Source organism: Adhaeribacter terreus (assembly GCF_042657365.1).
Lineage (GTDB): Bacteria > Bacteroidota > Bacteroidia > Cytophagales > Hymenobacteraceae > Adhaeribacter_A > Adhaeribacter_A terreus.
The window spans coordinates 378,507-392,038 of sequence record NZ_JBHSKT010000001.1 but is presented as its reverse complement, the minus strand read 5'-3'; the positions used below and the strand labels follow the sequence as shown (position 1 = coordinate 392,038).

Below are 13,532 nucleotides of genomic sequence, written 5' to 3'. Positions count from 1 at the left end.
ATTTTATGCGCATTACAACCTGTAAAAACGCTATGGTTTCAAGCTCCAAAAGTCGCGTTCCAGGCCCAATGCGACTTTGACTTTCTATTTTGCGAACCAAAATATTTACCAGAGGATCTTTCCGGCATTTAAATATTGCAAAAAAATAAAAAAATTATTTTAAAATTATATAGAACAAATACTATTTAACACATTTGAAAGCGTCTGTTTTTCTTCAGAAACGCTATGGTTTTAAGCACTAAAACATAGGAGCCAAACTGGACAAACCAACAATAAATCCATATATTTTTAGTGAACAGCATTAAAATTTTAGTCAGCAACCTTAAATACTATTTGTAACATATAAAAATTTGTTAAAACATTATTTCCTCCGTCTTTTCGCAGCCAAAACAGCCTTATAGCGAAAATACCAAACCCATAAAAATTAGTGCAATAAACTTACTCAAGGTCATTTGCTTACTCCATTTAAAACTATATATTTGGAGGTTAATGAGTACTATTACCAAAAATCAATGTACATGTTCTCGTTACCAGCATACTCAACCTACCCTTTGTTCTAAACTATTGTGCTATATTAATTTAATATGCTACAGCATGAAGTTTCTCTAACGTAAATCATTATTCCATTTATTTTTTAACTATCCTTTTTATGCACAAATTCTTACAAAAACCCTCACCAGGCCGCTGGCATACCCTTGCCAGGCAACTGAGGAAGTTCTCTGGCTGCACTGCTCTGGCCGGAGGCCTGGCCATGGCCGGAATTTTCTCCGCACCTGAAGCAAGGGCGCAGGCAGTAGCAAACTATCTATTTGCACCTTCCAGCGGCACTTACACCTCATTAGGAGCTTCTGCCACACAACTTCCAGCATCTTTTATAGTTGATACTGGCGTTTCAGGCGCGATCCCTTTAGGTTTCACGTTTAACTATGCCGGTGTTGATTATACAACGGTTTATGCAAGTTCCAACGGGTTCCTTTCTTTTAACCCGAGCATAACCGCAGAAACCACGAACAGTCCATCAGGTTCTGCTTCAACTTCCCGCCCATTAATTGCTCCCCTCTGGGACGATCTCGCCGGAAGTACAACATTAGGTTCCAGCGCAGCTTATGAAACTACCGGCTCGCCAGGTTCCAGAGTATTTACTTTTGAATGGTCTAACTGGCTATGGCGCTATAATGCCACTGCCCCGAATATCTCTTTTCAGGCCAAATTATATGAAGCCACTGGCAAAATTGAATTCGTTTACAGACAGGAAAACGGTTCTTTATCAAGCTCGCCAACGGCCTCAATTGGTATTACAGCTTCTGCCACTGGGTCTGGAAATTACTTGAACTTAAGCGATGCCACGGCAGCACCAACAACTAGCTCTACTACAGCAACAACAAATATTGCTACCAAGCCGGCTACTGGTCAGATCTACACATTCAGCAAACCTGCAACAGAAATTGGCGCAGTTGCTTTAATTGAACCAATAGCTACCGGCTGCTATTCAAGCACGCAAACGGTAAAAGTTCAGTTTAAAAACCTGGGTAGTGCGCCAATCGACTTTTCCGTTACACCGCTTACAGTTACAAGTGCAGTAACAGGCACAAACCCAACCACCTTTCCAAATGTGGTGATCAATACGGGAACGCTGGCCGTAAACGCTACCCAGGATGTTGTAATTTCTACTAATTATGACATGACTGCCAGCGGAGCCTATACGTTTAATGCCAGTGCTTCTTTACAAGGAGATGCAACTGCAGCTAACAACGCAATTGCAGCTACTGTACGCAACGTACTTCCAACTGCTACCTTACCGGTAAACATGGACTTTACTGGTTTCACCGGTTCAAATCTTGCAACGGTATTCCCGAACTGGAAAGAAGCTACAGGTGCTACCAGCCCAACCGGTACAACTTCCTCCTGGTCAAACCGCAGTAATTTAGGTGGCACCGGTAACGTATCCGCTTATGTAAACCTTTCCAGCAACTCGAAAAGAGAATGGATCGTTGGGCCTAAAATTACACCCACCGCCACTTCAGCAGTTATTTTTAAAGCTGCCGTAACCGCAGCAGGCGCAATTACCCCGAACACTTCAGGCGGAATGGCCGGAAGCGACGATAAAGTTCAGGTAATGGTAAGTACAGATTGCGGCTCAACATTTACCCCGATCTATACAATTGATCAGACTTCCGGCTTAACGAATATTCTGACCAGCCAATACGTTTCGCTGGCTCAATATGCAGGCCAGAACATTGTAGTAGCTTTTTTTGCTACCGAAGGTACTGTTGATGATGCTAATAACTACGATTTCCACATCGATGATGTATTTATCGGCACTCCGGCTGCAACCCTTGACTTAGGCGCTACCGCATTTGTTAACCCAGTAGCTAACGGCTGCTATAATGCCAGCGAACAAGCTATTGTAACGATCCGTAATTTTGGTTCTGCCCCGATCGATTTCAGCACAACCAACGCAACCGTTTCTGTTAGAACGCATGGCACAAACCCGGGTGTGATCAGCATTCCTGTAACTACAGGCATCCTGGCTCCTGGAGCAACTCAGAACGTAACTGTAGGAAACCTGAATATGTCTGCTGCAGGTACTTATAACTTCCGGGCTTATACTACCATAGCCGGAGATACAGATGCTTCCAGCGATACTACCCGTGCAACCCGAACTGTATTAACAACCGCGAGCCTTCCTCAACTGGTAAACTTTACCGGTTTTACCGGCTCCAACCTTTCTACCATTTCACCAAACTGGAGAGAAGGTGCTGGAAATACTCCTGCAGGAACTACTTCAGAGTGGCTTAACAAAGCTGACTTAGGCGCAACCGGCAATATTACAGCTAAAGTTAATTTATATACAAACTCAAGAAAAGAGTGGATAGTTGGTCCAAAAGTAGTTGCAACTGCTACAACCGAATTACGCTTTAAGGCAGCTATCACTGCTTATGCCGGGCTTTCAGCTCACGCTACTGGTATGCAAGGCACCGACGATAAAGTACAGGTATTGATCTCTACTAACTGTGGCAACACCTTTACGCCGCTTTATACCTTCGATGCTTCTACAACTGCCAACCTGACCAATGTGCTTACCGATTTTTCTTTCCCACTGGGAACTTATGCCGGTCAGCAGATCATGATAGCTTTCTATGCTACTGATGGCCCTATTGATGATGCTCCGGATTATGATTTCCACCTGGATGATATTTTCCTGGGCACTCCGCCAAACGTAGATATGGGTGTAGAAGCATTCACAACCCCTGTTTTAACCAAGTGCTTTACAAATGCTGAGCCGGTAGAAGTTACTATCAAGAACTTCCACGCCAGCCCGATAGACTTCAGCGTAGACAATACTGTTGTATCTGTTAAAGTAACCGGCCCGGTTAATACCACATTAACTACTACCCTTAATACCGGTACTTTAGCTCCGGGTGCTACCCAAACCGTAACCGTGGGCAATATTAACATGACAGCCCCTGGAAACTACAATTTCAAAGGGTACACTGCTGTAATGGGCGATAATATTACCGCCAATGATACTGCCAGAACTGTTCGTACAGTTTACCAGGCAGTTGCTTTACCGCAGGAAACGAACTTCACCGGTTTTGATGGTTCTAACCTGAACACTTTATTCCCTAACTGGAAGGAAGCAGCAGGCGTAACTCCGGTACTCGGAACTTCTAACTGGGTAAGTACTACCGGTTTAGGCGGAACATCTAATGTAACAGCCAAAATCAACCTGTATACCAATACCCGTAATGAGTGGATCATGGGTCCTAGAATTGCTGCAACTGCTACTACATCGCTACGCTTTAAAGCAGCCATTACAGATTATGCCTCAACAAGTGCAGATGCGGACGGTATGCAAGGCACCGACGATAAAGTTCAGGTAATGGTTTCTACCAACTGTGGAGAAACATTTACTTCGGTTTACACTTTCGATGCTACAACTACAGCTAATTTAACGAACGTACTTACTGATCAGATAATCCCGCTTGGTAATTTTGCAGGTCAGGAAATTATTGTAGCTTTCTATGCAACAGATGGCCCAACGAATGATGCTCCTGATTATGACTTCCACATTGATGACTTGTATATTGGTACTGTTGTGCCAGTAGATCTGCAGGCAAGAGCATTGGTTAGCCCGGTTGCGTTTAATGGCTGCTTTGGTGCTACTCAAAACGTAAGTGTAAGAATCCGTAACTTTGGTACAAGCCCGTTAGATTTCACTACTAACAATGCTACTGTAACGGTAAATGTAACGGGTGCTGCTACTCAAACATTAACGGCTACTTTAAACAACAACACCATTAATGGTGGTAACCCGCTGGCAGTTGAAGGCGAAATCGTTGTTCCGGTGGGCACACTGAACATGTCAACAGCAGGCGTTTATACATTTAACGTATCTGCAACTACAATCGGGGACGGCAACACAGCCAACGATGCGATTCCGGCAGTAAATATTACAGCTAGCCCTGTAGTAGCAGGCACTGCTTCCGCTACCAATCCTAATGTTTGCGTTGGCAGCACTGCAACTCTAAACCTGACTGGTAATACCGGTGGAGATATCCAGTGGCAGCAGGCAACTTCAGCAACTGGTCCGTTTACGGATATTGCTGGCGCTACAACGCCTACTTTCACTACCACTACCGGAATTAACCAGCCAACTTATTTCCAGGCGGTTCTTAGCTGCGGTACTTCTACTCAAACGTCGAACGTAGTAACAGTAAACGTTATAGATCCGCAGGTTGCTACTTCAACTCCTGCTGCACGCTGCGGCGCCGGAACAGTAACGCTTAGTGCAACTGCTGCCGGTGCAGGAACCATTAACTGGTTCAATGCTGCAACTGGTGGATCTGTTTTAGCAACTGGTAACACTTACTCGCCAAATGTAACTGCTACAACTACTTTCTATGCAGAAGCAAACGAAGGTGGTGCAACAACAACAATTGGTAAAGCTTCAACTCCTGGTACTGATGGTACAAACACAGGTGGTGGTCTGGTCTTCAATGCGCTCAACCCATTTGTTTTGAACTCAGTTGTAGTTTATACGAACCTGGCTAATGGCGGCAACCTGATCGTTAACCTGAAAAACTCAGCTGGCACTACCCTGCAGACTACTACTTTTGCCTTACCGGGCGTTAGCGGTATGACTGCAGTAACGGTTCCGCTTAACTTCAACGTACCAGCTGGAACAGGCATGCGACTGGAACAAGGTTCAAGTCTGGGACTGTATCGTGATTACACAAGCGTTCCATTCCCTTACAGCTCTCCTTCTACAGGGGTAACCATTACTGATGGTACACTTGCTGGTTACTACTACTTCTTCTATAACTGGAGCGTTACCACTGGTTGCCGCTCAGCAAGAACTCCGGTAATAGCTACAGTTAACCCAATTCCGCTAGGCAACTTACCAGCTGATCTGAATGTTTGCGGTGCTACTTCTACCGTATTAGATGCCGGTAACGCAGGCGCTACTTACCAGTGGTTCCTGAACAATGCGCCAATTACCGGTGCTACTTCGCAAACCCTGACTGTAACGGCTAATGGTAATTACAAAGTGAACGTTACCAACGCAACTTCCTGCTCAGGCGTTGACTCTGTTCAGGTAGTATTCAACACGAAACCAGCCACTCCTACTGTTACTGCAGGTGGTGCAATTACTTTCTGCCAGGGTGGTTCTGTAGTGCTAACAGGTGCTTCCACAACTACTGGCGTAACATATAGCTGGTTACTGAATGGAAATGCGATTACAGGTGCTACTACTGCTACTTACACTGCTAACGCAGCCGGTAACTACCGTGTAGTTGCAACCAATGCAACTGGCTGTACTGATACTTCTGCTACTACAACGGTAACAGTTAATCCGCTTCCGGCTAAGCCAACAGTAACTCCGGCTGGTACAGCCGCGATTTGCCAGGGTAGTTCTGTGGTGCTTACAGGCGCTTCTACTTCTACCGGTGTAACATATAGCTGGTTGCTGAACGGAAATGCGATTACAGGTGCTACTGCTGCTACTTATACTGCTAATGCTGCCGGTAACTACCGTGTAGTTGCAACTAACGCAACTGGCTGTACTGATACTTCTACAGTAACTGCAGTATCTATCAGTGCTGCACCAGTTACTCCAACCATTACAGCGGGTGGCCCGACCACTTTCTGCGACGGTGACTCCGTAATGCTGACAGGTGCTACCACAACTACCGGTGTAACGTATCAGTGGCTGGTGAACGGCAACGCGGTAACCGGTGCAACTACAGCTACTTTCAACGCTAAAGCTGCCGGTAACTACAGAGTGGTAGTTGCAAATGCTTCAGGTTGTACGGATACTTCTACTGTAACGGCAATTGCTTTAACACCACGTCCTGCAACGCCAACCATCACTCCTTCCGGAGATTCCGGTCAGGAACTGACTTCATCTGCGGCTACGGGTAACCAGTGGTATCTGAATGGTACAGCTATTACTGGTGCAACTGCCCAGACTTACCAGACTACCGCTAATGGTAACTATACTGTAGTGGTAACGGACAACACGACTACCTGTGCTTCCCTGCCTTCGGCTGCGGTGAATATTACCAACACCGGTATTAAAGGTGCCATGGCGGGCATGAGCGTAAGTGTTTACCCGAACCCAAGCAACGGTAAATTCAACGTGAAGCTGGTTGGTTACAAACACGATGCTGCTTTAGAGCTTTACACCCTGACTGGTCAGCTGATCGTGAAGGAAAACGTGAAAGCCGGACAGGAAGCAACCAAACTACAGGTGAAAAACCTGGCGGCCGGTACTTACCTGCTCAAAGTAGTTTCTGAAAAAGGCGTGCAGATCAACAAGCTCATCGTAGAATAAGCTTGCTGCTCAATTGAAATAAAAAAAGCCCTCCGTAAATACGGAGGGCTTTTTTTATGCCCTGACTTTTTCTGCTCAAAACCATACCGTTTTTATAACTGGTAAACTTCAGAGGTTGATGGAAAGCTATTTGATGAAGGGAATTACTGAAGCCTGACTTTTTGCAGTGAAAAGCATACCGTTTTCGATAACTGACTTTCAACAGGGAAAAGCATAGCGTTTGCGACTTTTCAGACTGGAAACCATACCGTTTTTTCAAGTTATACAATCTGAAGATCAGAAGAATATCGTTGTGAGTTTTGCACCTAAAATGCATACCGTTTTTTAAGGAAATGTAAGTAAATTCCTTCGACAGATTCCATGCTTAAGGTTTCAGTAGCAGTTAATTTCTCCATTTCTGATCATTATTTACTGGCCGAAATCTGTTCACTTAAAAAAAGCAGGCATTCACAAGTTAAACAGCTCTGTAAGTATTATGGAATAATAGCGCCCTGCTATATTTAGATTGGCTTATTGTGAAAAATAAACTCTTGTTTCCGGCTTGAATTTGAACATGCAGGCCGGGCAACTAACAATAAATTACATATGCATAATCCTTACTCCGCTCTTCCCGGCAATAAATAACTGTTTCCGCAACCTGTACGGAAGCAGCTATTTCTGAATGCTGGTCTACCCCTTTCCTAATCTCATACTTTTATCTTATTTCATTATTCACTATGGTTAAACCATTACCGATTATCGAGGGCATACATAGCAATGCCTTACGACCGCCGACCAACAGTCAACGCTGTTTCAGGCTTTTCTTTTTATTACTGGCCTTTTGCAGCCTCGGCTTATTGCAAGCGCAGGCGCAAACTACCGTAACCATTGGAACCGGTACAAACGCATCGGGTGCCAACGTATTGTTTTCCACTAGTACAGGGGGAAACTTATGGTCTAAATCGGCAACCTTGTATACTGCTTCCGAAATTACTGCCGCCGGTGGTACTGCCGGAACGATCACGAAGATTGCCTGGAATAAACAAGGCACAGGAGAGTACACAGCTGGCAATGCCAGCCTGAGTATTTACATTAAACAAGTAAGTAAAAGCGACCATACCAATTCTTCTCTGGACTGGACAACTGAGCTTGGAACAGCTACCCTGGTATATTCTACCACTACGCTGAGTTTCATGACCGGAACCGGCTGGCAGGAATTCAACCTGCAAACTCCTTTTGTTTGGGATGGCGCCAGCAACCTGGAAGTTTATACCGCTTTCCACCACCCTACTACCTTAACCGCCGCCATGACCTGGCAATACACGGTGGTGCCAGATATGAACCTTGCCCGCGTAGGCTCAACCCAGCTTGGCACTGAAACGCTGATTGCTTTCGACAACCGGCCAAACGTACGCTTTACACTTACACCTGCAAGTGCCTGTACCAGCCCGCCAACACCCGGAACGGTTACCAGCAGTGCAAGTTCGGTTTGTGCCGGCGCTAACTTTACTTTAACGCTAAACGGGTTTTCAACCGGTTCAGGCCAAACCTTTCAGTGGGAATCTTCTACCAACGGCACAACCTGGACCCCAATTGCGGGCGCAACCGGAGCATCGGTAACTGTTAACCAGGCGGTTGCTACTTTTTACCGGAATTCCGTAACCTGCGGCACTTCTACTGTTTCTTCCGCGCCATTGCAGGTAACTACTATTCCGGCTCTGAGCGGTATTTATACCATAAACGGAGCAAACCCGACGGGCGGAACCAACTTCCAGACTTTTGCTGCTGCAATAAATGCACTTACATGTGCAGGTATTTCCAGCGCCGTTACTTTTAACGTAACCAACGGAACTTACAACGAACAGATCGTAATTCCGGAAATATCCGGAGCGAGCGCTACCAATACCATTACTTTTAATGGAAACGGCGCAACCCTTAGCGCAAGCCCCGTAACAGGCAACCGCGATATGATCCGCTTATTTGGTGCTGATTACGTTACGATCAACAACTTCAACATTGCAACTACCGGTACCGGAACTTCAGATTTTGGCTGGGGGATTCATTTTATGAACGCCGCCGATCATAATACGATCAGCAACAATACCATCAACATCGGCTCGCTAAGCACTACGGAAAGCAATTCGGTTGGTATTATCTTCTCCAACTCCAGCACAAGCGTAACGACAACCGGCAGCAACAATGGTAACAACAACGTTATTTCCGGCAACACGATTAACGGTGCTTACAGAGGTATCATGATGCACGGTTTGCCAGCTAACCCGGGCAATAACCAGATCATTAACAATACCATCAAAGATTTTTATACTACCGGTATAGAAGTTAATGGTATGAATGGTACGTTAGTGGAAGGAAACGATATCAGCCGGCCAACCCGGACAACGGTTATTGCTTTTAACGGCATTACCCTTGCAGGAACTGCGCAAAACACCATTGTAAGTAAAAACCGGATCCATAATACGCACGGCAACGCAAGTTCCCTTACTACCGCTGTGAATGGTATTATTTCTTCTTCCAACGATGCTCCCGGCGGTTTCGAGAACATTGTTAAGAACAACTTGATCTATGATGTGAACAACACAACCGGAGCAGTTGTGGGAATGAGCAACACCGGCAGCGATGGCGTTTATTATTACCACAACACCATTAACCTCGATAACCCGAACGGAACAGGAACAGCCAGAGGTTTTTATCAGACCACAGCAGCAGCTAACCTGAAACTGATCAACAATATTATTGTAGTAGCCACCGGCGGTGTTCAGGCCAACCAGCACGCTATTTATTTAAATGCACCTACCACGGTTATTGAGAGCAACAGAAATGATCTTTATGTGCCAACCGGCCACACAGGTTATTTTTCAGCTACAAGCAGAACCACTTTAGCCGACTGGCAGGCAGCCAACGTAACTACGCCATTCGACATGAACAGCGTTGCGGTTAATCCTTTATTTACCAACATGACTGTGGGCAATTTTCAGCCAACAAACCCAAGCCTGAATAATATTGGTCAACCGCTGGCAGCAGTAACCGACGATATTACCGGTGCTACCAGAAACACTACTAATCCGGATCCGGGCGCGTACGAATTCACACCGTCTGCGTTAGACCTGGGAGCTATTGCGTTGCTGGCACCAGTTGAGAAAAACTGCTATAGCAGTACAGAACAGGTAACGGTAGCTATCAAAAACTATGGTATTTCAGCGGTAGATTTTGCTTTGACTAATGCAACCATTTCGGTGCCGGTTACAGGCCCAGGTGCACCAGCTACAGTTTCTATAACGCTTACCAACAACACGCTGAATGGCGGCCAGCCACTCGCATCCGGCGATACCCTGATCGTACCAGTTGGCACGTTTAATATGTCGGCTCCGGGAACGTATGTATTTAATGCGAATACGGCGGTAGTAACCGGCGGCACAGATGGAAATGCTTCTAACGACGCAATTTTACCTGTTAGCATTACTGTAAATGCGCTGGCAGTTGGTACTGCTTCGGCTTCACAAGGCAATTTCTGCGCAGGCGGAAGTGTAACCCTGAATTTAACCGGCACCACTGGTGGTGATATTCAGTGGCAGCAGTCAACTTCAGCAACCGGACCGTTTACCAATATTGCAGGGGCAAATTCAGCTACTTATGTTGCAGCTCCGATCACGCAAACTACTTATTACCAGGCAGTGGTTAGCTGCGGCACAACCAGCTTTACTTCGAACGTGGTAAACCTTACAACAAATAACGTTACTGCTACCGGTGCAACCCGTTGCGGTTTTGGCCCGGTTACACTTAACGCTACTGCCGCCAATGGCAGCATCTTGTGGTATGACCAGGCTGCTGGTGGCTTGCCAGTGGCAACAGGTTCCAGCTACAGCACTACAGTATTCAATACTACTACATTTTATGCCGTAGGTTCTGTGCCGGGTACCAGCTCTCAGATCGGTCGTACCAGAACCTCTACCTCAGGTGCTTCCAACACAAATACTGGTATCATTTTTAACGTTAATTCTGTTACACGCATAGACTCCGTAAAAATCTACCCGATAGGAACCGGCGCAGGAACAGTAAAGATCGTTCTGAAAAATGCAGCTGGCCAGCGACTTGATTCTGTTACCGTGAACGTAACGGGAACTACCGCACCAGGAGCCCGCACGAATGTACCTTTAGGTTTTGAAGTACAACCAGGAACGGGTTATAAATTAGCGTTTGACGGCTTTACTGGCGGCATAACGACTCTTACCCGCGAAACGTCTGGCAGCGCTTTTCCTTATGCAACTCCGCAAAATGAATTGGTACTTACAGCCAGCCAGTTAACAAACGGAGTTCCAGCCTTAACTACTACTTATTATTATTTCTACGAATGGTCGGTTACACCTCTTTGCCAGACTGCCAGAATTCCGGTAGTTGCAACTGTAACGCCAGCTGATCAGATCACGGTTGCAGGCTCAAGAGCTATCTGTACCAATTCTAATACCACGCTTACTGCCAGCAGCAGCAACGCCAATTATACCTACACCTGGTCGCCGGCTACCGGCCTGAACCAGACTACCGGTGCAACTGTAATTGCTACTCCACGCACTACCACGCAATATGTAGTTATTGGTACCGATGGCAATTGCTCAGATGTTGATACTGTAACGGTAACTGTTACGCCAATTGCTGCCGGAACTGCTCAAGGATTTGCGGCACTTTGCACCGGCGATTCTACCTGGTTAAGCTTACAAGGTTCCGCTGGCAATATTCAGTGGCAACGCTATAATGGTACTGCCTGGGTAAACGAAACTGCCAGCGGCGCTACTACTGCGTTCTATAAGATCATTCCTACACAAACTTCTATGTACCGTGCCGTAGTTTCTAACGGAACATGTACTCCAGTAATAAGCGATACTGTAAACGTAGCGGTAGGTTTGCCTACAGTTGTTTCTTCCACGCCAAACACCATTTGCGGTGGCGGAACGGTAGCACTTTCAGCAACAGCTTCTGAAGGAGATATTATTCAATGGTTCAGTGCTGCAACCGGAGGTACGGCGCTGAAAACAGGTAATACTTTCAGCCCGAACGTAACAGCAACAACAACTTACTATGCTGAAGCCGGACGTTTCAAAAACCAGGGTAAAGTTGGCCCGGCCTCGAATGCGATCGGTGCAGGCGCTTACGGTAACTTCAGCAACCAGATGGTTTTTGATGCTTTGGTACCACTGCGTATCGATTTCATGACTTTGTATTCTGACGGACCAATGTCGTTTAAGATCTTTTTACGCGATATGGTAGATGGCAACAAGCTGGATTCTGCTTTTGTGTCGCTTCCTGGCGCAGGTCAGCACCGCGTAGCCGTTGGTTTTGAAGTAATGCCAGGCACAAACTATGCGATCGGAATTCCTAACTACAGCGGACCAGGCCAGCTTTACCGCAATACTGCCGGTACAGCTTTCCCTTACACGTTACCAGGCGTTATCAGCATTACAGGTTCTAACTTCTCGCCTGCTACTGCCCGGTACTATTATTTCTATGACTGGAGCGTTTCTACTATTGGTTGTACTTCGGCCAGAACAGCAGTAACGGCTACTGTTACTCCGGCGCCGACTGTAGCTTTAGGTCCGGATATTACCCAGTGCAGCTCTGCTCCTGTTACTTTAAATGCCGGCAATGCAGGTGCTACTTTCCAGTGGTCACTGAACGGTACTGCCATTACAGGCGCAACCTCGCAGACTCTTCCTGTTACAAATTCCGGTACTTATGCCGTAACTGTAACCAATGCATCCAGCTGTTCTTCTTCTGATACCATTGTGGTTACGTTGAGCACATTACCGGCTAAACCAACCATTACAGCGGGTGGCCCGACCACTTTCTGCGACGGTGACTCCGTAATGCTGACAGGTGCTACCACAACTACCGGTGTAACGTATCAGTGGCTGGTGAACGGCAACGCGGTAACCGGTGCAACTACAGCTACTTTCAACGCTAAAGCTGCCGGTAACTACAGAGTGGTAGTTGCAAATGCTTCAGGTTGTACGGATACTTCTATTGTAACGGCAATTGCTTTAACACCACGTCCTGCAACGCCAACCATCACTCCTTCCGGAGATTCCGGTCAGGAACTGACTTCATCTGCGGCTACGGGCAACCAGTGGTATCTGAACGGTACAGCTATTACTGGTGCAACTGCCCAGACTTACCAGACTACCGCTAATGGTAACTATACTGTAGTGGTAACGGACAACACGACGACCTGTGCTTCCCTGCCTTCGGCTTCGGTGAATATTACCAACACCGGTATTAAAGGTGCCATGGCGGGCATGAGCGTAAGTGTTTACCCGAACCCAAGCAACGGTAAATTCAACGTGAAGCTGGTTGGTTACAAACACGATGCTGCTTTGGAGCTTTACACCCTGACTGGTCAGCTGATCGTGAAGGAAAATGTGAAAGCCGGACAGGAAGTAACCAAACTGCAGGTGAAAAACCTGGCGGCCGGTACTTACCTGCTTAAAGTAGTTTCTGAAAAAGGCGTGCAGATCAACAAGCTCATCGTAGAATAAGCTTGCTGCTGAATTGAAATAAAAAAAGCCCTCCGTAAATACGGAGGGCTTTTTTTATGCCCTGACTTTTTCTGCTCAAAACCATACCGTTTTTATAACTGGTAAACTTCAGAGGTTGATGGAAAGCTATTCGATGCAAGGAAATAACTGGAGCCTTACTTTTTGCAGTG

The 13,532-nt window shown here is 46.3% G+C and carries 2 protein-coding genes; both read left to right on the top strand.

Going from position 1 to position 13,532, the window contains the following annotated elements; translation table 11 throughout:
• The first annotated feature begins 649 nt into the window (after window positions 1-649).
• Complete coding sequence (locus ACFPIB_RS01650; protein ID WP_378015675.1) at window positions 650-6,838, top strand: T9SS type A sorting domain-containing protein; 6,189 nt, start codon at window positions 650-652, stop codon at window positions 6,836-6,838.
• A gap of 716 nt (window positions 6,839-7,554) precedes the next feature.
• Entirely contained in the window at window positions 7,555-13,362 is a 5,808-nt protein-coding gene (locus tag ACFPIB_RS01645) for a T9SS type A sorting domain-containing protein (protein WP_378015674.1), read from the top strand.
• Window positions 13,363-13,532: the final 170 nt, after the last annotated feature.